The 21702-nt window shown below is 43.1% G+C and carries 16 protein-coding genes and 1 pseudogene; 8 read left to right on the forward strand and 9 right to left on the reverse strand.

Translation table 11 applies throughout. From position 1 onward, the window contains the following. Window positions 1–303 precede the first annotated feature (303 nt). Together AC1F2U_RS09735 and AC1F2U_RS09740 are read right to left on the reverse strand one after the other, a co-directional pair. A complete protein-coding gene (locus AC1F2U_RS09735; RefSeq protein ID WP_480260918.1) occupies window positions 304–990 on the reverse strand; it encodes a DUF6875 domain-containing protein in 687 nt (228 codons plus the stop codon). Between the two features lie 1056 nt (window positions 991–2046). After that, window positions 2047–3696, reverse strand: coding sequence for an alpha/beta hydrolase (locus AC1F2U_RS09740; protein WP_480260919.1), 1650 nt, complete (start codon window positions 3694–3696; stop codon window positions 2047–2049). Between the two features lie 581 nt (window positions 3697–4277). On the opposite strand from AC1F2U_RS09740, the gene AC1F2U_RS09745 reads away from it, so the two are divergent. Beyond that, window positions 4278–4730 (forward strand): hypothetical protein, encoded by a 453-nt coding sequence (locus AC1F2U_RS09745; protein ID WP_480260920.1) that lies wholly within the window; start codon window positions 4278–4280, stop codon window positions 4728–4730. Window positions 4731–4738: 8 nt separating this feature from the next. Here AC1F2U_RS09745 and AC1F2U_RS09750 read toward each other — a convergent pair whose 3' ends face one another. The 6 genes from AC1F2U_RS09750 to AC1F2U_RS09775 all read right to left on the reverse strand — a co-directional run bounded on the left by AC1F2U_RS09750 (window position 4739) and on the right by AC1F2U_RS09775 (window position 10836). Beyond that, window positions 4739–5791, reverse strand: coding sequence for a M28 family peptidase (locus AC1F2U_RS09750; protein ID WP_480260921.1), 1053 nt, complete (start codon window positions 5789–5791; stop codon window positions 4739–4741). Between the two features lie 160 nt (window positions 5792–5951). Further along, a complete protein-coding gene (locus tag AC1F2U_RS09755) occupies window positions 5952–7043 on the reverse strand; it encodes an ABC transporter ATP-binding protein (protein ID WP_480260922.1) in 1092 nt (363 codons plus the stop codon). Between the two features lie 109 nt (window positions 7044–7152). Then, window positions 7153–8037: a carbohydrate ABC transporter permease gene (locus AC1F2U_RS09760; RefSeq protein ID WP_480260923.1), complete on the reverse strand. Its 885-nt coding sequence runs from the start codon at window positions 8035–8037 to the stop codon at window positions 7153–7155. Between the two features lie 3 nt (window positions 8038–8040). After that, complete coding sequence (locus AC1F2U_RS09765; protein ID WP_480261108.1) at window positions 8041–8952, reverse strand: carbohydrate ABC transporter permease; 912 nt, start codon at window positions 8950–8952, stop codon at window positions 8041–8043. An 18-nt stretch (window positions 8953–8970) separates the two neighbouring features. After that, window positions 8971–10401 (reverse strand): ABC transporter substrate-binding protein, encoded by a 1431-nt coding sequence (locus AC1F2U_RS09770; protein WP_480260924.1) that lies wholly within the window; start codon window positions 10399–10401, stop codon window positions 8971–8973. 252 nt (window positions 10402–10653) lie between these two features. Then, window positions 10654–10836: a hypothetical protein gene (locus AC1F2U_RS09775; RefSeq protein WP_480260925.1), complete on the reverse strand. Its 183-nt coding sequence runs from the start codon at window positions 10834–10836 to the stop codon at window positions 10654–10656. 24 nt (window positions 10837–10860) lie between these two features. Here AC1F2U_RS09775 and AC1F2U_RS09780 point away from each other — a divergent pair. After that, a pseudogene (locus tag AC1F2U_RS09780) lies at window positions 10861–12156 on the forward strand (urease accessory protein UreH domain-containing protein). After that, on the forward strand, window positions 12131–12832 hold the full coding sequence (locus tag AC1F2U_RS09785) for a hypothetical protein (protein WP_480260926.1): 702 nt from the start codon (window positions 12131–12133) through the stop codon (window positions 12830–12832). Before AC1F2U_RS09780 ends, AC1F2U_RS09785 begins: the two are co-directional and overlap by 26 nt. Before the next feature lie 149 nt (window positions 12833–12981). Here AC1F2U_RS09785 and galE read toward each other — a convergent pair whose 3' ends face one another. Continuing rightward, a complete protein-coding gene (galE, locus tag AC1F2U_RS09790; RefSeq protein WP_480260927.1) occupies window positions 12982–13980 on the reverse strand; it encodes a UDP-glucose 4-epimerase GalE in 999 nt (332 codons plus the stop codon). A 403-nt stretch (window positions 13981–14383) separates the two neighbouring features. On the opposite strand from galE, the gene fraI reads away from it, so the two are divergent. From fraI to AC1F2U_RS09815, 5 genes are all read left to right on the forward strand, one after another. After that, window positions 14384–15031: a septal nanopore formation protein FraI gene (fraI, locus tag AC1F2U_RS09795; protein ID WP_480260928.1), complete on the forward strand. Its 648-nt coding sequence runs from the start codon at window positions 14384–14386 to the stop codon at window positions 15029–15031. Between the two features lie 246 nt (window positions 15032–15277). Beyond that, on the forward strand, window positions 15278–17029 hold the full coding sequence (locus AC1F2U_RS09800) for an ABC transporter ATP-binding protein (RefSeq protein ID WP_480260929.1): 1752 nt from the start codon (window positions 15278–15280) through the stop codon (window positions 17027–17029). A gap of 362 nt (window positions 17030–17391) precedes the next feature. Then, complete coding sequence (gene acsF / locus AC1F2U_RS09805; protein WP_480260930.1) at window positions 17392–18447, forward strand: magnesium-protoporphyrin IX monomethyl ester (oxidative) cyclase; 1056 nt, start codon at window positions 17392–17394, stop codon at window positions 18445–18447. Between the two features lie 544 nt (window positions 18448–18991). Then, a complete protein-coding gene (locus tag AC1F2U_RS09810; RefSeq protein ID WP_480260931.1) occupies window positions 18992–20377 on the forward strand; it encodes an eCIS core domain-containing protein in 1386 nt (461 codons plus the stop codon). Between the two features lie 366 nt (window positions 20378–20743). After that, on the forward strand, window positions 20744–21691 hold the full coding sequence (locus AC1F2U_RS09815; RefSeq protein ID WP_480260932.1) for a zinc-binding dehydrogenase: 948 nt from the start codon (window positions 20744–20746) through the stop codon (window positions 21689–21691). Window positions 21692–21702: the final 11 nt, after the last annotated feature.

Here is a 21702-nt window from a genome sequence, read left to right on the forward strand (position 1 = left end):
TTTGCTTTTTTATATCACAAATAATATCGCAATCGTAAATATTTTCACAAATACGCGTGTAATTCTGACAAATCAGAGTAAATTTGTTGAAGTATTGATATTGACTAATTGATAATTAGCGATCGCTTCTACTGTAGTACAATAATTTACATCATGACGACGATTTGATGCTATTTGCACTAAATGATTGCAATTAGCAGTAAATTCGTAATTTTTATCCTACTTATTTCAAGGTGCAGTGAATTGAAAGACTTTTAATCCTCCATCCCATGCTCAATCACTAACCCTGAATTCAAACATTTGTTATATGTAAGAACTCACTAAATTCTCTTGTTTAATTTGTTCTTTTGCTAAAGCCAATGCTTGATGAGCATTTTTAAACTTTGTTTCATCTGTAAATTTATGCTCAAAATTCTTTAAATAAGCTTCCAAATATCTAATACGTAAGTGTGGGTCGGCCGGATTCTGAAGAAAAGGGAGGTCAGCTTCAACCATAAACCGAATAGCCAACAAGGGGATAGGGCTACGAAGTGGACGAAAGTTTGGGTTGTGCAGACCAGGACTTTCATTACGTTTATGAAATTCTCCTATCATCAGTCCTGACTCGACAAACAAAGGTTTAAGCTTTTGTTGGACACTATCTATTATCTTAGAAGCATCTTCTATATGGATGTCAGGAAAAATAAGTAAAAAAGCTTTATTAATTGCTAATTCCTGCTCTTGAACATCTATTTGTAGAAATATATCTCGATAGCGTCCAACAATCTCTTCTAATTGTTCTGGATACAAATCTTTTGTGTGAATAACTGCTAGACGAATACTGTTTGATTTGAGAGAGTAAGGTACAAAGGGGCAAACTGCGCCGGGTCTACCTAAGTGAGGATGAGACCTTCCTAAAAAGGTTTTTACCCACCCCATAATTTCAATTAAGGCAGAAAGGTCTTCATGTTGTTGGAGTTGTTTGATTTCACGAGTTGTATAGAGTTGCATAAGCTTGAGTGAAATGGAATAATTGTCTAATTCTGAATTCCAAATTAGTTTTACAAGGTGAAACTAATTATTTCAGTACATAAAACAAGCCTTTTGTTGTTTATTTTTGATTAATCTGTGGTTTGCAGAAGATAACAATGATCTCCTACTTTTTTGTGAACTTAAAGTAATTTACGTCGATACATATACAAACAATATTTTGCATCAAATAACCTGTTTTTATTTGTTTTGATAGTTTGTAATATCTTATCGACAGGATTAATATTTGAATCTTGAAATCCATGTAAGGTGTGCTACAGTTTGCTAACACACCCTAAAATTACTTGACAGATTTTTTCAAAAACCATTTACGATTTCTATACAATACGTATGTATCATCATTATTCGGCATCTGCTCCTAGTTTTTTACACTCTTAAGCTTCTGTTATTTTTATGAATACATTATAAATTTTATGTGTAAATAGTTATTTTTACTATAAAAATTTGGTGTAGATTTAACAGCAACTTTAGGGCTACTATCAAGGTATTATACTTGTAGTAAGTAAAAAGTTTACACAGAATTGGTATAAGGCTAATTTTATAAACTTTATATTACTTACAGCGGATTACAAATTAATAAAGTAACTCTCCCAAATAAATTGGAGAGGATGCTTGATAGGGTGGGTGGGGTAGTTAATCCACTTAGATGAAAAGTACTATATTCTCGATTGGTCGATCTCAACGTTAGGTATTTGTAGCGAGTATCAGTATTTTAGGCTTTATTTAGTCTAAAAATCAAAATGGTAGGGATAGTTAGAATAAGCGGCGACTTCTACCGTTCCCCATATCCCTATTCTTAAGTAAGCTACTCACAAAATTAAATATTTTAGGACTTACGGTACTATACCAATTAACCATAATATGCATTATGTCAAATTTCTATTTCGGGTGCTGATTGCAACCCCGATTTTGTTGCATATTTACTGTTCTGGGTATTAGAAATAGTTCAAAAGCCCAAAATTAGTATAATTAATATGTATGATACGTAAGTCCTATATTTGTTTAATTGGAAGTCCCTTATTTCTCAACAAATTCTTTCACCACTGCCATAGCATCAGGAGGAATCTGGGTAATTAGACGGAAGGGAAATGCGGCAGTTGAAGCAAACTGAGCATAGTCTGGTGTCAGAAAGATAGCATAGTTTTTAGCTTCTGGAGTCATCTGTGCAGCGAAGGCCAAGGTTAGAGCTTTAACGTACTTGCGAACATCTGCTGCTTTTTCACCGACAACTTCACCGCCACTGATCGGTGTATTTGGTTGTCCGATCTGATCTAATGTGGTGCTGGGGTCTTTTACACTGAGATGAGTACCCCCAATTATACCAACTAGCGATTTTGGGGATGGGATTTTGTCAAATCCCACAATCTGTTCAGTTAAAGCTGGGGTGGTTTTATCGGCGGAACCTGCTAACACTATGGTAGGAACTTGTATCTTAGTTAACCCAGTTTCGCCAAAAATTAGAGAAGTTGTCGGATTGAGAGCGATCGCTTGTTTGATTCTGGGATCTCGTAGTTGATAGCTATTTTCTGGTAGTTCTTGAGCGATACACTGCATATTTTCTCCCAAACTCAAGATAGTCAGGTTCTTTTTGCAGCGTTGTTTGAGATGTTCTAGTTGTAACTCGGCCCCAGCAAGTGCTAAAGCTGTACCACCACCAAAAGAATAACCAACAACCATCGCGTTTGTAGTTGCAAGTTTCCCTTGTAAGGGATGATTAGCTGTTTGGTTGAGCTTTTCCAATTCGTCGAGGACAAAACTAATATCTTGAGGACGATACAAAAACTCTTGAGGCTTCATGACCCTGGTTTTGCCTTGAAATGCTAAGTTAGCATTTGCCTGATTACTACCGGGATGTTCTAAAGCTGCCACTACATAACCGTGGGATGCTAAATGTTCTGCTAGATAACGCAAGTCCGTACGAACCGATCCGAAGCCGTGAGAAAAGACAATTACGGGTTTGTCGGGAGTTGCAGCAGTTGACCAGTAAATATCAACTGGGATTTGGCGGTCGCGCTTTTGATCGTTCAAACTTAAGTTGAGTATTTTTACTTGGGCGCTTCCTGGTTGGCTGGGATCGAAAGGGAAAGCAATCTGCGGTGTTCCCGGATGTGCTGTTATCGGGTCGAGTTGGGGAGCGATCGCCAACATGAATTGCTGGGTACGCCAAAAAGCTGTATTTAAATTTCCTGCAACAACCCAAGCCTTTGGCAAATCAATTTCTAAGCGTTTACTGGGATAAGCAGCAATAAAACTCAGTATAGAAAGACCTTGCGGTGCAGTAGAACCTAATACCAATCCTGCTCTCAGTGCTTGTACCCCAGCTTTGTCCTTTCGGGCTAAGGCTGTGGCGAAGTCATTGAGAATAGTTGTACCAATCTGGGTATTAATTAACCTATCAAGTGTGACAACATTCATAGGTATATTCATGCCCAGCGCCCCCAAGAAGAAGCGGCGTTGTTCTTCAGATAAAGACTGTAAACTCCCAGGCAATTTTCCTGTTTTTACAGCCTTTTGCAACTCAGTAAGAGAGATGGATTCTGTAAATAAACCCAAACGCACAACAACCGTGTCAGCTGCAATGGCCGAAGTATTTGCCCCGAACTGTGTAAGTGCGATCGCGCTAAAGAAACCCGCAACTGTCTTAAGACTTCTCCAACTTTTTCCCATAAACTTTTATACCAATTGTTACTTACGGGAATATAACGGATATTTGTGTATTTGACTACTCTAATAATTGATTAGAAATAAAAGTAAATTTTTTCTTAACTTGATGGCGATGTCTACGATGGTCGCTGACTTGTACTGAGCGCAGCCGTTGGCGCAGCCTCTCGCAGAGAAGTAGCTTGTCGAAGTGCTACGCCTATGCTCTAATCTCCTCAAAGCATCTGCTAATGCAAACAGAGCCATATTACAAGCATAACAAAAGTAACGAATTGTAGAATTCATCACAGCCAAAAATTTGAGCATAAATCAGTGTTAACAGCCACAAAAGCTCGATTGTTTCTCAGCTAGGTTTAAGACTGTAACGGAGCTACTAGAACAGGGAAAGTGATTCCTGCGGCGGTAAACTACGCATCTACAATCTGCAATTTTTTTTGACAGGAAAATTTTACCGACTGCTTAATGTTTTGTCTTTTCTCTTTAAAACATCTTGCAGAGGTATTGCAAGTGAATAGTCTGATTGCTGTAGCTGCACGATCGTTACTCATCAAATTCCCCCAGCCGCATCAACAATTTTTCTTGGCTTTATGCGTCGCAGACTCCCATATATTTTAATTTTTCTGCTCTCTCTCAGTATTATTGCATTGTGGTGGCCTGTGAATGATTCTGATTGTAATTTCGAGGCTTTTATCGCATCAAAAACTACAAAATTCCAAGTACATGCTACTAAAGTTATTGTTCAGCCGTGGCGTGGTCGTCACCATGTATATGGCATCTTTATGATTCCTGATGAATACAAACAAGCTCCATTTTTTGTGTTAACAGTCCAAGGTGCTGGTAGTTACTGTTCAAAACAATTTGGTTATAAACAAAACTTTGATGATATCTTTGCTGAACCAGGAACTTATCTGGTAAAGAAGGCTATTAGAACTCGAAAAACTCTACGGCTCATTTTTCAAGGTTTGTATTTTCAGGTCAATGATAAAAATAATTGGACGTTGACTTTCCCGGAACCAAAAGCTAGTCAAGATAATTCATAATTCATCAGTTAGCTTGGTGGTTGAGTTTCCAAAACCTGGTCTTTTTCTAACAAGGCACTAGTCGCATTAACTACAATTTGTGCTGCTCCGGTGAAGAACGATCGCTCGATAGTCGCTGGCACATCGCTAGGTTTATGATAGTGCGGAGTGCGTAAATTTGCGGTATCTGTCACCAGCACAGCACCCACACCCTGGTACCAAAACGGTGCATGGTCGCTGCGTAGGGTGTCTGGTGTCAGTAAACCTTTAAAAGGAATTGGTAGTGTTAGAACTGCTGGCATTGATTCCTGTTTATTCAGGGCAGTTGAGGGGATGTTTTGTGAGTTTTGAAAGGCATTTAAGAAAGGCAAATGTTCTGTATCACCAACTACCACTAAAAAGTCGCCCTTGTCGCTAGGTGGCGTAACAGGCAATCCGGTAGGGTATTTCTGGCATCCAGAAGTGTAACAAGCGTAACCTACCATATCCATAACGATCGCTCCGCCTAAATTTTGCAAGCGTGCTGTCTTACTCACAAAAGCCTGACTACCCAAAAGTCCTGCTTCCTCTTGGTCAAAAAAAGCTAGCTGTAAGGTTCGTGGCGTAGGACGGGAACCGAGCAACCGAGCTACTTCCAGCACTACGGCTACACCACTGGCATTATCATCAGCACCAGGGGAGGAGGCAACAGTATCGTAATGCGCTGCTACAAGAATTGCTTTAGCTGCTTTGTTAGTTCCTGGGCGTTCGGCAAAAATATTCACACCGTTAGCGAACTTTTCTAATTTAGGTTTCCAGCCGGCTTTTTTCAGTTCCGTTGTAATATAAGTGCGAGTAAGCGATCGCTCTTTTGTGGTGTAACGCTGAAAATTCAACTTTTGGATATGGTTTAACAGCTTCTCAGTAGACACTTGCGGGGCAATATAAACTTCCCTTGACTCTGGCTGTGGTTCGAGTGTTTTCACCGGAATGCGCTCAACAATTGTCGGTGAGGGACGCTGTTCAAAAAACGTGCTACCTCTGCTACCCAACACGGCAACTGCCATCAGCACCAACAGCATCAGCCAAATCCATTTTCTCATCTGATTTATCCTTGGCTTCCTGACTTAGGGTAGCGCAAATCTCCAAGCATCACTTTCCAGGATTGCTTCGGTTAAGGTTTTTGATGAAAATTCTAGATCGCAAAGACGCGATAAATCTGATTATTGTAGAGACGGCGATTCATCGCGTCTCTTGCTTGCGTTAACCTAACATTTGTCTCTTAACAAGAACATGGCCAGATTGCACATCAAACCAGTGAATATCTTCAGGGGGCAATGCTAATGTAATATCCTCATTACTCCAATTTTGGTCTGTTGGCAACAAAGCACGTACCGTAATCGCTCCGGTTTGTGAACCTTCAACCCTGACACTGACCAAATAGTGCATACCCAAATTTTCCACCAAAAACACTCGCCCTTGGATAGTCTGAGTATCACCTGGTTGAGCTATGCGGACATTCTCTGGGCGGATTCCCAGAACAATCTGCGGTGGTACAGTTGGTATATCTGGGAGAAGTATTTGGAAATTACCCAGGAGCGCGTATTGTCCCCTACAAGGTAAAGTCAGCAAATTCATTTGCGGACTACCAACAAATCCAGCCACAAATAGATTAGCTGGATGGTTATAAATGCGGTCAGGTGGGTCAAGTTGCTGGACATAGCCATCGTTGAGCAATGCAACTTTTGTAGAGAGTGTCATCGCTTCAGTTTGGTCGTGGGTGACGTAAACAACTGGCACTTTTTGGGCGGCAAAAATTTGCTTGATATCGGCTCGGACTCTTTCTCGCAATAGTGCATCCAGGTTACTTAAAGGTTCATCCAGCAGGTAGACATCGGCATTACGCACCAAAGCACGACCGACAGCAACCCGTTGTCGTTGACCTCCAGACATTTGACCAGGCTTGCGGTTCATTAACTCTGCTAATCCTAAAACTTCTGCCACTTCTGCCACTCGCTGTTTAATTTCTGTAGGTAAGACTTTTTTCAGCTTGAGTCCAGAAGCGAGGTTTTCGTACACCGTCATGTGGGGATAGAGCGCATAGCTTTGGAATACCATTGCAATGTTGCGATCGGCTGCTCGCTTATAGGTGACATCTACATCCCCGATTTCGATCTGACCGCGAGTCGGTTCTTCAAGACCCGCAATCATCCGTAGGACGGTGGATTTGCCACAGCCAGAAGGGCCAAGTAAAGTGAGAAACTCATGGTTATCTACAGTTAAACTAACGTCTTTGACAGGGACGACTTTAGGACTGTAGGTTTTATTCAAGTTTTTAAGTTCGAGTTTAGCCATTTTTCATTTTTCATTTGTCATTGGTCATTGGTCATTTGTCATTTGTCGTTTGTCAGAAATTATTATTCTCCCCTCTGCTTCCCCTGCTCCCTGCTCCCCCTGCTCCCCCTTATCCCTTGACAGCACCAGCGGTAAGACCTTGGACAATCCGGCGCTGGAAAAACAAAACTAGTAAAATCAGGGGTAATGTCCCGATGACAGTTGCAGCAGCGATCGGGCCATAGGGAATTTCATATATTGTCGCACCACCCAACTGAGCCGCAGCAACGGGAATTGTCTTCAACTCTTCACGCGTCATAAACGTCAGAGCAAAAATAAACTCGTTCCAAGCAAAAATAAAGGTAAGGATTCCAGTAGTAACTAAGGCGGGAAGGGTCATGGGTAGCACGATTTGCCACAGTAGTTGAAAGGTGTTGTAACCATCGACCCTAGCAGAATCTTCCAAGTCTTTTGGTAATTGTTCAAAGAAGCTTTTAAGTACTAAAATTGTTAGCGGCAAATTGATCGCAGTGTAGGGTATAATCAGCGCCAAATAATTATTGCCCAATTTCAGTGCTTGGATAATTTCTAATAGTCCTAAGAACAAAAGAATTCCAGGAAATAAAGTAACAATTAAAATGCTGGCGAGGATAACTTTTTCACCCCAGGGGCGTAACCGTGCGAGGGCATAAGCCGCAGGTGCGCCGATCGCTAAAGCTACAGTTGTAGAAGTAATCGACACAAAGGCGCTGTTGAAGATGTAGCGCCAAAATGGACGACGGGTGAATAACTCAATGTAGTGATTGAAAGTGAATCGTGTGGGGAAATAGACAGTAGGAACGGCGGCAATATCCTCATTCACTTTAAACGAGGTTAGCAATTGCCATAGAGCTGGCGCTAGGCTAAATAGCACTATTAATACAACTATGATGAACAGCAAGATTTTTTTCAGAGAAAACTTGCTTCCCTCTGTTCGTTTTGGAGTCGTTGGAACTGCTTGGGGAGTTACACTCATAGCTTAAATGGCTCCTGATGTTTTGGCACGATATTTGTTAAGTAAGAAACTAGCGATCGCCACTGCCGCAATTAATATTAAAAATGTCACCACTACAAGGGCAGCTCCATAACCAAAATCTAAGTAGCGCATCACCGTGGAGTAAATGTACAATGACACCACTTCCGTAGCACCACCAGGGCCGCCCCCAGTCATCACAGCAATCAAGTCAAAAATTCCGAAAGCTTGAGCAAATCGAAATAGCACTGCAATTAATATCTGCGGCAGCAGTAATGGCAGGGTAATATTGCGGAAACTTTGCCAAGCAGTTGCCCCATCGACCGAGTAAGCTTCATAGAGGTCTTTTGATATCGACTGCAACCCAGCTAGCAACAGGATACTGATAAACGGCGTAGTTTTCCAAACATCAGCAAAAACCAGTGCAATCATTGCCAGCGTTGGCTCTCCTAACCAATTAATCCCAGTCTTAATCAGCCCCAAGCGCAGCAGAATATCATTCACAACCCCAAACTGATCGTTAAAAATCCAAGCCCACGCCAGACCAATCAGAGAAGTAGGCAAAGCCCAAGGGATAATCGCGGTTGTACGCACTATGCCCCGCCCAACAAACGCCTGGTTGAGAACTAGGGCAATTCCCAGTCCTAGCAGTAGTTCTGAGATTACTGATGCTGTTGTGAACACGGTCGTCGCCCACAAACTCTGCCAGAAACGACCATCCCCCGCCATCCGCACATAATTTTCCAAACCAGAAAATACGGGTTGTAACTCTGTTCCCAAATTTCTAGTAAATACGCTTAACCAAAATGCTCGTAAAATCGGGTAGGCAAATACAAACAACAACAGCAGCAATGCAGGTGTTAATAAAATCCAGGCTGTCTGTTGTTCTCGATTTCTGAGTGTATGTAAATTAGTCATTTGTCTATTTGTCATTGGTCATTTGTCATTAGGCATTGGGGATTGAAAACTGGCTATGTAATTCTTCTCCCCTGCCCCCCTGCCCCTCTGCTCCCCTGCCCCTCTGCCCCTCTGCCCCCCTGCCCCTCTGCTCCCTTTGCCCCCTGCCCCCAACAGTCGGCGCGTTTCGTCAGCAGCAGCTTGCATTGCTCGTTCCGAATTCATTCGACCGGATAACGCCGCGCTGAGATAACGCTGCAAAATATCTGATGTTTGAGCATATTGCGCGATCGGTGGACGTAAAACGGCATTGTCTACGACCTGCAATAACTGCGGATAGTGGGGGTATTTAGCAACAATCTCTGAGTCTGTAAACAATTCCCGACGACTGGGTACATAACCTGCACTGAAAATGAATCGGCGCTGTGCTTCCCGACTGGTAAAGTACTTAATTGCTTTCCAAGCTTCTTCAGGATGTTGAGAAGATTTCGCAATCCCTAAACCCCAGCCCCCAAGACTTGCCGCTCCCGTCTTACCAGGAGCATGAACCATCGGTTTAATCGCAATTTTGCCCCGGATTGGCGAATTTTCTGCCTGGGCTAGAGGCCACGCGTATGGCCAACTACGTAAAAATGCTACTTGACCACTTTGAAACAAGCGGCGGGTATCTTCTTCTTGATAGGTCGTAACTCCAGGAGGAGAAACGCCTTCCCTGATAGTACTACGCAGAAACTCAATGGCTTGTAATGTTTCTGGTCGATCTAGTCCAACTTCCAGGGTGTCAGGTTTAACCCAGAAGCCACCAAAGCCACCAAGGATTTCTGCAAACATCGCCACAAGTCCTTCATATTGGCGACCCTGCCAAACATAGCCCCAATTTACCTGTTTTTTCTTCTGCAAGACTTGGGAAATTCGGATCAAATCATCAAATGTTTCTGGCGGTTTCAATCCCGCTTGTTTGATTAAATCTTCCCGGTAGTAGAGCATTCCCACGTCGGAACGCACTGGAATGCGGTACAACTGGTTTTGATAACGTCCCCCTTCTACATCCTGGGATGAAAATGCTGCCAACTCCTCTTTAGAAATGCGATCGCCTAAAGGTAGCAACCATCCAGCAGCAGCAAACTTGGATGTCCAGATCACATCCATATTAATCAGGTCATAAGGGGATTCACCTAAGATAAAAGATGAAGTATACAGGTCTTCGAGTAAATTTGTGGCATTCGGCCCTTCAACTAGGTTAATGCGAATACCAGGGTTCTCAGCCTCGAAGTCTCTAATTAAACCCTGCCTCCAAGGTTGAGCATCAGGGGCAGTCATTAACAGATTGAGGGTAACTGGTTGCTGCGAGAGTGCTACCCAACTGAACAATATAATGCTCAAGAGAGTTGCCAGGAAAACCCCTATATGCAGATAACTTTGTTTTTGAATGAATTTTTGCAAATTTTTTATTGGCTTTCGGTACAACATTATCAATGTAGCGATCGCTAGTAGTAATCCTTAGGAAAGAAAAACATAAAATATCTCAAAAAAGATTATTTTGTATTATTTTTTTACGCCTTAATCAGTAGGTGGGCATAAATCTTTGTTGTTGGGATGAGGCAGAAAATAGAAGGCAAAAATCAGGAGAGAAGAGGGTTTTAGCCTCATTTATTTTTGTCAACATAGTTTAATTTTATTTTGCTTACTACTTAGCGCTTAATAACAGAATTTAGGCAATTGTCAGCAAAAGTTTAGATAAATTACATTTTCTAGAGAAAACATCAAGTTTGACGCTTTGTCTTTTGACAGCGATCGCAACTTCACGTAAAGTGCCCCACTAGAGGAGTTTTGAGTACTGAGTAAAGAAGAAAAGAATTTCTTAATTACTTCTTCAAAATCTTTATTCTTAGACTCAGGACTCATGACTCAGAACTCGGAACTTTTTTTATGGTAGATTTGTTGCTGATTGCAGTCCTGGGGTTCCTGGGGAGTTTTGGACATTGCTTTGGGATGTGTGGCCCTCTAACAGTGGCATTTTCTCTGTCTCATCAGCCGAAAAGCCCACAAACAGTCATCTTGGGACGGACATCAACCTTAGAAAAGTCCGACACTTGGCAACAGCAATTAAAATTTCATATCCTGCTAAACCTGGGGCGGATGTTGAGCTATGCTTTAGTCGGTGCTGGCATTGGGGCGCTAGGTTCGGTATTACTGCAAGGTGGACAGCTAGCGGGTATTGGCAGCGACTTCCGGCACTGGATGGCAATTCTGACTGGTGTGATGTTGATTTGGTTTGGCTTAGGACAAGTAAAACCCGATTTATTACCGCGCATTCCCGTATTACATCCCCTATTACAAGGTAGTTTACACGATCGCCTCAGCAGAGGAATGGTTAAACTTTCCTTAAAAACCAAATGGTGGACGCCAATGCTTTTGGGGATGACTTGGGGTTTAATGCCCTGTGGTTTCCTGTATGCTGCCCAAATCAAAGCCGCTGAAACTGGCAATTTATGGATGAGTACAGCTACTATGCTGGCTTTTGGCTTGGGAACCTTGCCCACGATGCTAGGTGTAGGCGTTTCCACATCTTTGGTAAGTAAAGACAGGCGCAGTCAGTTGTTTCGGTTAGGCGGTTGGGTAACACTAACTATTGGCATTATCACCTTGCTGCGGACTGGCGACACAATGGTAGATTACACCGGACACGCTGCCTTAATCTGCTTAATTTTGGCGTTAATTGCGCGTCCAATTAGTGGGTTGTGGGCTTCACCACTGCGTTACCGCCGCGGCTTAGGTGTGGGATCATTTGTGCTTTCTGTGGTTCACACATTCCACATGATAGAACACTCATTGCAATGGAATTTTGCCGCCTTTTCTTTTCTGCCACCAGAATTTCAGTGGGGGATGGCTGCGGGTGCTGTAGCATTGGTATTAATGTCCCCCGCCGCTTTTACAAGTTGGGAATCGTTGCAAAAATCTTTGGGCAAGCGTTGGCGACAGATTCATCTATTGGGTGTGCCAGCCTTGCTCTTGAGTGCCATTCATACTGTGTTGATTGGTTCCCATTACCTGGGTTCCTTGCAATCAACTTGGGGAAATAAATTAGCGGCAGTACTGATGGTAATTGTTACTCTCAGTGTCTTGCTAGTGCGTAGGGCGAAGCCCTTGCCGTAGGCATCGCGCTTTTTTTGGTCAAAGTTAGCCGTAGAAAAGTTTTATGTTCCCCCAACCAAATCGCGGTAAATCATCCTTATTTTCTGACTCCGTTTCAACGAGTCAAAAACAGAGGCGTTATCCCCTCAAAGGTATTTTCTGGAAAAATCAAAGAACAATAAAGTATTTATTATTCCTGAGTTGCTTAGTTATATCAATAACTAATCTTTACCCAGCTTTTGCTCATAAGGTAGAAGTAGCCTCAGATGTTGGCGGCACTCTCCACATTGAACCAAATGATAATCCCCGTGCTGGAGAAGCAAGCCAAGCCTGGTTTGCACTTACCCGCAGAGGTGGAAAGGTGATTCCCCTATCACAGTGTAATTGTCAGTTGGCTGTTTATGCCGAACCTTATGCAGCCGGAGAGCCACCGCTGTTAGAACCACAGTTACAACCTGTAGCAGCCGAACGCTATCAAGGTATCCCTGGAGCAGAAGTTGTCTTTCCCAAACCAGGTCTTTATGAATTGCAACTAAATGGTAAACCTGTCTCTGGAGCAAGATTCAAACCCTTTGAATTCAAATTTGAAGTGACTGTGGCAGGAGGCGGATCTACACAAAATTCACAAAACCTACGAAATGTCAATGGCGATCTAGTAGAGGGTCAATCTCAACAATTACCAACTTGGGCGATCGCACTCCCAATTCTCGGATTTATCGGCATCTTAGTTGTCGTCATGCAAAGTATGAGGAGGGGTGGGGAGTAGGGAAGAAGCAGAGGGGCAGGGGAGCAGGGGAGCAGGGGAGCAGGGGAAGTTTTTACAGTAAGTCTTTTCCCTCTGCTCATCGGTCACTCAGCGTAGCCGAAGTGCTGCCTCTCTGCCCCTCTGCCCCTCTGCCCCCCTGCCCCCCTGCCTTACTTATGTCGCTTCTGATGCCACTGCCACGCGTCAGCGACGATATCTTTGATGGATGGATACTGAGGTTGCCAGCCTAAGATTGTTCTGGCTTTTTCGCTGGTGCCAATGAGAACTGGGGGATCGCCAGGACGGCGATCGCGTTCTTCTACTGGTATCGAAATTCCAGTCACCTCTTCGACTGCGGAAATGACTTCTCTGACGGAGAAACCGCTGCCATTGCTCAAATTAAAAACTTCGCTATCGCCACCTTTTAATAAATATTCCAATCCTAAAATGTGGGCATCTGCTAAGTCGTTAACGTGAATATAGTCGCGAATACACGTACCATCGGGCGTGGGGTAATCAGTGCCGAAAACTGAGATGGATTCTCGTTTGCCTAAAGCCGTCATTAGCACTAAAGGAATTAAATGGGTTTCTGGGTTGTGATCCTCGCCCAGCAAGCCATCGGGATTAGCGCCGGCAGCATTGAAATAGCGAAAACGCACTGATTGCAAACCGTAAGCAACATCAAAATCAGAGAGAATCCTTTCTACCATCAGCTTTGTAGCGCCATAGGGATTAATCGGATTTTGGGGATGGGTTTCTGGAATGGGGACGAATTCCGGTACTCCGTAGGTGGCACAGGTAGAAGAAAAGACAAATTTCTTTACAGATGCTGTCAGCATCGCTTCTAACAGGGTCAAAGTACCAAGAACGTTATTGCGGTAATATTTGGCCGGATCGGTAACAGATTCTCCTACGTAAGCATAAGCAGAAAAGTGCATCACCGCAGCAATATCGTGGGTTTTAAATACATGATCGAGCAAGGCGCGATCGCTTGTGTCCCCAATTATTAGTTCTACCTGTAAAACTTTTTCTACTAGATCGCGATGTCCATAGACCAGATTATCAAGTATGACAACGCCATAACCCGCTTTCTTCAAAGCAAGCACTGTATGAGAACCAATATATCCAGCTCCCCCTGTTACCAGAATAGTAGGCTTTCCAGGCGACATAGTTTTTCCTTTTGAGTAGATTACTTAATTAATTTAGTTTACCGGTATGAGATTACTCTTCTGGAAAATTATAAATAATAGACGCAGTGTCAAAAAATTGCACTAAAATCACTACGACGGTAGTCATTGGGTGTGAGGTTTGAGAAATTTTAAGTCAAACAGTACGATTACAATTTGACAATAAAATAAATCCATTTCCCGAAACCTCTAGGTTGAGCCTTACGGGTGACGCTTATAACGTCGCTATCAGTAAGAAGTCGCCAGTTGTTTCATGCATGGTTTCCCTGCATGGCAGTCTTTTCTGGAGGCAACCCCGCTCGAAACGGACTGCCTCTCCTGACGGAGATGCTACGCGAACACCACCACACTGGCTCACTGCACCAGAAAATTTGAGAGTTAGTCTATGTTTCTATTGTTAAGCCGGGTACTGCTGTGGCTGCTGATTGGCACTATCGTTTATTCTCTGTTCCAGCGATTTTATCCTTCTGGAAGTTTTGTCGGGCGATTAATCTTAGTCGTTATCTTGGTAATCGTAGCCCTATCATTTCTTAACCCCAATGAACCTGCTGTGGCGTCGTTGTGGAGGATGCTATCTTTTCCACTCAAGCCTCTAGGAGCCTCTGTTTTACTGATGATTCTTGCCGCTCAGAAAATCAAAGGAGGTGGAATAGAGAAACCAGGAGGATACTTGATCGGTTGGGCACTGACGATTTTGCTGTTGGCAAGTACACCAGCAGTCGCCTATTTCCTTTATAGAGCGCCTCTAGCAATGACGGGTGAAACATCTGTCGCAACTGCTACAACATCTGGAACACTGGTGGCATTAGGGCAACCCACCACAGCGAACATCTCAGATGTAACCGGGGATAGCATTCTTTCTTATAATTTGAGAGTGCCTCCCTATTTATTACAAGGAAATCCTCAAGATATTCGCACACGCGGTTTACGACTTGAAGACTTTGTACCGGATTCACAAACGTTGCAATTGACAACAAGAACTTGGGAAAGTTATCTCCTTGAAGTTTACAGGTTCTTGCGTGTTCAGCGGTAATCAGGCAAGAGGACAATACTTGGTTCGTAGTAAGCGCTTGAGCGCTCAATCTAAGGACTAAAGTCCTTACTACGAACTTATTTCTTCATTAAAGTTGCTGTGATCGACTACTAGTAATGAATGGCAATAACTATCCAGTTAAAAGAGGTAACAAAAGCTAAATTTATAACAAGCGGTATTTCCTCTTCATAGCTGCCTTCTTGGACTAGCAGTTAATCTAGATGATAAAGTTGCACAATTGCTTTAATGGCAAAATCTCGACGAATCGCTAAACTCAGTGCTTACCTACGACCCCATTGGCGGGAAGCCTCCTTGGGCATTCTCGCTTTGTTGTCTGTCAATGCACTGGGTGTTTATATCCCTTGGTTGATTCGTGCTGGTGTTGACAAACTCTCGACAACCTTCAGCTGGAACCAAATACTACATTACGTAGTAGTTATTGTCTTGCTCAGTTCGGCGATGTGGCTAATGCGGATGGCATCACGCATTTGGCTATTTGGGGTGGGGCGTCAGGTGGAATTTGACCTGAAACAACGGATTTTTGAACACTTACTGAAACTGGAGCCTGGTTATTTTGCCAGTAATACTGCTGGCGATTTGATTAGTCGGGCTACTAGTGATGTGGACAATATCAAGCGGTTATTAGGTTTTGCGGTTTTGAGTTTGGCAAATACGATGTTTGCCTACGCCCTGACACTGCCAGTAATGCTAGCAATTAGTGTGGATCTCACCCTAGCCGCCCTGGCAGTATACCCTTTTATGCTCTTATTGGTGAGTCTGTTTAGCGATCGCTTACGCAAACAACAAGCGAAAGTCCAAGAGCAACTCTCTGACATCAGCGAACTCATCCAAGAGGATATCAGTGGCATTGCCTTAATTAAAATCTATGCTCAAGAAGCAAACGAGCGTCGAGCTTTTGCCAAGAAAAATCAGCAGCTATTGACTGCTAACCTAGAATTGGCAAAAATCCGCAATACACTGTTTCCGCTAATTGGTGGGCTAGCTAATATCAGTTCGCTGGTAATCATCTGGCTAGGGTCGGCACGGATGTCTGCTGGCACACTTCAGGTTGGCGATTTTTTAGCATTATTAATTTATGTAGAGCGTCTAGTTTTCCCTACTGCCCTTTTAGGATTCACAATTACTGCCTACCAACGCGGTGAAGTTAGTATCGATAGGCTTGAAGCTATTCTCTCTGTCACACCGAAAATTAAAGATGAAGCTGATGCCATACATCTGCCAGTGGCTGAACTTAAAGGGGAAGTGACAGCAAAAAATCTTACCTACAGTTACCCTGGTTCCACTACTCCAGCTTTAGCAAATGTTAACTTTACCATTGCTCCTGGAGAAACTGTTGCGATTGTTGGGGCAATTGGTTCGGGAAAATCTACTTTGGCCAATGCTTTACCGCGCTTGTTGGATATTGAATCAGGACAATTGTTTTTAGATGGGGTAGATATTACTAAGATCGCTTTGACAGATTTACGAGGTGCGATCGCCTACGTTCCTCAAGATAGCTTTCTATTTAGCACTACAATCAAAAATAACATTCGCTACGGCGATCCAGTTAGCGAACAACAGCAGGTAGAATCTGTCGCTAAACTTGCCCAAATTGAATCAGAAATTCAGAATTTTCCCCAGCAATATGAAACTATTGTTGGCGAACGCGGTATTAATCTTTCTGGCGGTCAACGGCAACGTACTGCTTTGGCTCGAGCAATGTTGGTCAATGCTCCAGTGTTAATTTTGGATGACGCTCTCTCTAGTGTAGATAATCAAACAGCTACGAAAATCCTCAAAAATCTCTCCAGTGGTACTGAGCGTAAAACAGTAATTTTTATTACGCATCAATTATCAGCAGCGGCGGCGGCTGACCGAATTTTTGTCATGGAAAAGGGAAAAATTGTGCAGGTCGGAAATCACTTAGAACTTTTACAACAACAAGGTTTATACAGAACTTTGTGGAGCCAACATCAAGTTGAGGAATTACTGCGGTGAAGGAGGCAGGAGGCAGGGCGCAGGTGGTCACTGAACGTAGTCGAAGTGAGGCAGGGCGCAGGGGGCAGAAAGAAAGAATTATGATTGAGTTAGGGACTGGGGATTGGGAAGATTTGAATGGGGATTCAGACCGCAACCAATTGTTAAAAAATTTCTTCCCCAGTACTCAGTAAGCAGTCCCAGAGCGCCCATTACTCACCTTCAAGCTTGGCTGAAATTGAGGAATCCTGGGCGCGCGACGCGTTGAAGAAAAATTCAGAAATTCCGACTTTACTGAAGGATTGTAAATAGGTCTAGCAAAATAATTGCATTTGTCATAGCTTTATAGTTATAGAACTATTGACTCGATCGCCTCATCACTCATGGTTAACACCTTACCCAAGCCAGAAACTAAAACCCCCAGCAAAGAAACTGTACTCACCCCCCGGTTTTACACTACAGATTTTGAAACCGCAGCCAAGCTGGATTTGTCTGCCCAAGAAACGGAATTGCAGGCGATGTTGACAGAAATGCGGACAGACTACAACCGCCACCATTTTGTTCGCGATGAAGCGTTTGAGCAGTCTTGGGAACACATTGACGGAGAAGCAAGGCAGGCGTTTATAGAGTATTTGGAACGCTCTTGCATTTCTGAGTTTTCCGGCTTCTTGCTATTCAAGGAATTATCCCGCAAGTTAAAAAATCGCAGTCCAGTGCTAGCGGAAATCTTTCAAATGATGGCGCGTGATGAAGCCCGTCATGCTGGATTTCTCAACAAAGCAATGGCCGATTTTAAACTCTCCCTTGATTTAGGCACTGTTACCAAAACCCGCACTTATACATTTTTCCCGATTGAATGGGTACTTTACACCGTTTACCTCTCAGAAAAAATCGGCTACTGGCGTTACATTATTATTTTCAGGCATCTAGAAAAGCACCCAGAAAACCAGTTTTACCCCATATTCCGCTACTTTGAGAGTTGGTGTCAGGACGAAAACCGCCACGGGGATATATTCAAAGCATTATTGCGTTCTCAACCGCAACTTTGGAACACCTGGAAATCTAGGCTATGGAGTCGCTTTTTCTTGCTATCAGTATTTGCAACTCACACCCTGACAGTTCATGAACGTTCTGGGTTCTACAAATCATTGGGACTTGATGCCACAGAATTTGATATTCAAGTTGTCCGCAACACCAATGAAACCGCAGGACGGGCTTTTCCTGTAATGTTAAATACCGAACATCCCAAGTTTTTCCCACGTCTGCAACGCTGTGCAGGTTACAACTTGAAAATTGCAGAGATTGAAGGCAGTTATAACCCGAAATTAGTGAAGCTAATTCGCAAACTACCTTTGATTGCAGCAATTATTTGGAATCTGCTGTTAATTTACCTCATCAAACCAATTGATACTGAAGCCCTGCGGGGAACAGTTCGTTAACTATTTATTAGACATTTGCTTGTGAAATTAATTATGTGTTCTGAATAACGCATAATTAATTTCACTAGATGTCAATTCTTGAATATTTGGTAGCTGAATGATGACAAAAGTAGACTAAAGTCTATACATAAGGATGTCAATAAAATAGTTAAAATTTTGTATATATATAGCAGTCCTAAATCATTCGTGAAAATTATATCTCTCTTTCTTCTTTCTTGTCTTTGCGTCCTTGGCGTCCTTCTCTACGAGACGCTGCGCGATGGCGGTTCGTTTTCTAATCTATATTTTTCACCACTCAAATAGGATTGCTATAAAATAGTTAATAAAATTGTAGGTTGGGTAGAACGAAGTGAAACCCAACAAAGTCAAGGAGTGTTGGGTTTCGTTCCTCAAACCAACCTACGTAGAAGTTTCGTTTTAGGTTTAACTGAACTGTATTGATATACAAATATGTCAATAAAATAGTTAAATTTTTGTATAGAAGATACTGGAATGCAATAGATAAGAGGTTACTAATTAATCTAGAAAATGTAGGAATTGAGAGATGAGCGACATTAAAAGACAAGCCGCTTTGCCTTTAACCAGATGGAAGCAGCCCCACATAGGTACATCAAATTTTACGAATCCATCGCTTGTCTCATCCAATATTCCCACATTGGCCAATCCAACACGCGGTTTTGGTTTACCAACAAATAATAATACTGCGCTCAATGGCGACCTTCAAGAAGCCACGTCTGCTAACGAGCAATTATTAGAACCAGAAGCTATTAAAGAAAAACCTCTTGTTCACGACATTAGTCGGATATCTTTGCGTCGTCCACAACCGCAACTTATAGGTAGCCAGCCAAAAGACCAGTATGAGCAGTCAGCTGACCAGATTATGCTTCTACCTAAACTTAAGTCAAATATAAATATCGGTGCAATAGATTCACATATAGTACAACCAGAATGTGCAGATTGTGAGCAAGAAGAACAAGAAGTAGAAACCGAGTTGTCGCTACAACGCGTTAGCGATCGCAGCGTTCAAACCCAAGACAATATTGAGAGTCAGTTAAGCAATAGTAAGGGTGGAGGAAGCCCGTTATCTCCCGAAGTGCGAGACTTTATGGAACCACGCTTTGGTAGTAAATTCGACGATGTGCGAGTACATACTGACTCCAATGCTACACAGATGAGTAGGTCGTTGGGAGCGCAGGCCTTTACTCACGGTAGTGATGTTTACTTTAGCGCCGAGAAATCACCTGGTAATAACGAGTTGACAGCCCATGAGTTAACCCATGTAGTACAGCAGACAGGCAAAGTGCAGAAACAAAGCGATACATCTACAGCACCAGCCCCTGTTGAACAGACATCTAGTGGTATGCCGCCCAAAAAAGGGACAACTAAAATTGACAAAAAGAATGCCACAATTACTGCTTCGGGAAAAAATATTACCGAAGCAATTACAAACTTAACATCACAAGGAAAGGGCGAAGCGGGCAGTGTTACTTGTGCCCCCGCAAAAGATGTCAAAACTTACCAAGCAGAAGATCAATCCGATGAAATTGTTTACGAGGCAGATGTCTTAGTAACAGAAACTAAGGCAATGCCCGTCTGGACAGAACTCGACCAACAGTGCGAACCTGTTAAAAAAGAATGGGCAAGGTTTTATAGCGCTCTTGATACACACGAGAATGGGCACATTAGTATTGACGAGAAGGCTTTTAAAGATTTACACAAAAAACTTCTCGGCAAAACAACCTCAGCATCCGACAAGATTTTTAACGACACTTACGCCCAAGCGAATACTGATAACAATGCCTACGACACCACAACGAAACACGGGCTCACTCAAGGTACAGGAGTAACTCCGGTACAGTGCGGTCCAGAAAAAGTTTCTCAAAGTGGAAATGAATCGGATGCAAAGGTAGAGGTTCAAACTCAAAAATAAAGGCGAAAACAGCATAACGTAAACCTGCTAATAATCTTTGCGTTTACACTGTTTGGAGTCAAATTGAGAAATCATAAAAAGAACTCCGAACCATACGGAAGCCACTTGGCTTGACTACAGTGCAAGAAGTGTCAACGGCGAATTTATTTACAAGGTGCTTGATTCTTCTGGCTGTCTGTGATAGTTTTTTGTACAAACCATAAAATACTGTAACCTTATCAAGATACCGTTGTTTTTAAATCTCGTTAACCTAGTTGCATGGATTTGGAGTTAAGAAAAAATAGCTAATCTATCGAGATTGTTTATTGCAGGTATAACATTGCGAACCAACGAACTAGAAATTAATCTCTAAGCCAGGGCAACCTTATGAGCAAAATACGTGCTGTGATTGTCGATCCCAATGTGCCGGGGCGTTTGGCACTGAGTGAAGTGACTGCACCAAAGCCTGCCCCAGATGAAGCTCTAGTGCGGGTAGCGGCAATTTCCCTCAATCGGGGAGAGATAAAACGTTCAACCACTGCTGAGGCTGGTTGGCAGCCTGGTTGGGACTTGGCAGGTGTAGTGGAAATCCCCGCCGCCGATGGTTCGGGGCCTCCCCAAGGGGCGCGTGTAGTTGGCTTGCGGCGTGCCGGTGCTTGGGCAGAACTCGTGTCTGTTCCTAGTGACGCCTTAGCAGTAGTGCCATCATCGGTATCTTTTGCTCAAGCTGCCACACTGCCTGTAGCGGGTTTAACTGCATACCATGCGGTGTTAAAAGGTGGTTCACTTTTGGGTCGGACAGTTTTGGTTACAGGCGCATCAGGAGGCGTTGGTTACTTCGCTATCCAATTGGCGCAACTGTCAGGAGCACAAGTTGTGGCACATATTCGTCAAACTGGCTATGAAACTCTAGTTAGAGAAGCAGGGGCGCAATCGGTAGTGATTGGTGAAGACCTCTCACCCGCCAGCGAGTACGGCCCTTATGACCTAATTGTAGAGTCAGTAGGTGGTAAGACTTTGGGGATAGCCCTTGGCTTACTGGCACAGGATGGAAAAACAGTGCTGTATGGAGTATCTGGGGGAGCTGAAGTGACATTCAACGCGGCTCAATTTTATGGGACTGGTAGCGTCAGCCTGTATGGTCTACGTCTGTTTGATGAGTTGAGATTTGAATCAGCAGCAGTCGGTCTAAAACGGCTTTTGAGTCTAGTAGAAGCAGGTGAGTTACATCCTCACATTGACTTAGAAACTTCTTGGACAGAAATAGCTGATGTGGCCCAACAACTACTCGATAGGCGTTTTCCTGGCAAAGCTGTGTTGCACATTTCAAATTGAGCGATCGCAGA

The organism is Nostoc sp. LEGE 12454 (assembly GCF_056620565.1).

What these genes read in the sequence shown, in the direction of transcription:
- AC1F2U_RS09735 (WP_480260918.1), bottom strand. Translation starts at nt 990, where the DNA reads ATGCAACTCTATACAACTCGTGAAATCAAACAACTCCAACAACATGAA.
- AC1F2U_RS09740 (WP_480260919.1), bottom strand. Translation starts at nt 3,696, where the DNA reads ATGGGAAAAAGTTGGAGAAGTCTTAAGACAGTTGCGGGTTTCTTTAGC.
- AC1F2U_RS09745 (WP_480260920.1), top strand. Translation starts at nt 4,278, where the DNA reads ATGCGTCGCAGACTCCCATATATTTTAATTTTTCTGCTCTCTCTCAGT.
- AC1F2U_RS09750 (WP_480260921.1), bottom strand. Translation starts at nt 5,791, where the DNA reads ATGAGAAAATGGATTTGGCTGATGCTGTTGGTGCTGATGGCAGTTGCC.
- AC1F2U_RS09755 (WP_480260922.1), bottom strand. Translation starts at nt 7,043, where the DNA reads ATGGCTAAACTCGAACTTAAAAACTTGAATAAAACCTACAGTCCTAAA.
- AC1F2U_RS09760 (WP_480260923.1), bottom strand. Translation starts at nt 8,037, where the DNA reads ATGAGTGTAACTCCCCAAGCAGTTCCAACGACTCCAAAACGAACAGAG.
- AC1F2U_RS09765 (WP_480261108.1), bottom strand. Translation starts at nt 8,952, where the DNA reads ATGACTAATTTACATACACTCAGAAATCGAGAACAACAGACAGCCTGG.
- AC1F2U_RS09770 (WP_480260924.1), bottom strand. Translation starts at nt 10,401, where the DNA reads ATGTTGTACCGAAAGCCAATAAAAAATTTGCAAAAATTCATTCAAAAA.
- AC1F2U_RS09775 (WP_480260925.1), bottom strand. Translation starts at nt 10,836, where the DNA reads ATGAGTCCTGAGTCTAAGAATAAAGATTTTGAAGAAGTAATTAAGAAA.
- AC1F2U_RS09785 (WP_480260926.1), top strand. Translation starts at nt 12,131, where the DNA reads ATGTTCCCCCAACCAAATCGCGGTAAATCATCCTTATTTTCTGACTCC.
- galE (WP_480260927.1), bottom strand. Translation starts at nt 13,980, where the DNA reads ATGTCGCCTGGAAAGCCTACTATTCTGGTAACAGGGGGAGCTGGATAT.
- fraI (WP_480260928.1), top strand. Translation starts at nt 14,384, where the DNA reads ATGTTTCTATTGTTAAGCCGGGTACTGCTGTGGCTGCTGATTGGCACT.
- AC1F2U_RS09800 (WP_480260929.1), top strand. Translation starts at nt 15,278, where the DNA reads ATGGCAAAATCTCGACGAATCGCTAAACTCAGTGCTTACCTACGACCC.
- acsF (WP_480260930.1), top strand. Translation starts at nt 17,392, where the DNA reads ATGGTTAACACCTTACCCAAGCCAGAAACTAAAACCCCCAGCAAAGAA.
- AC1F2U_RS09810 (WP_480260931.1), top strand. Translation starts at nt 18,992, where the DNA reads ATGAGCGACATTAAAAGACAAGCCGCTTTGCCTTTAACCAGATGGAAG.
- AC1F2U_RS09815 (WP_480260932.1), top strand. Translation starts at nt 20,744, where the DNA reads ATGAGCAAAATACGTGCTGTGATTGTCGATCCCAATGTGCCGGGGCGT.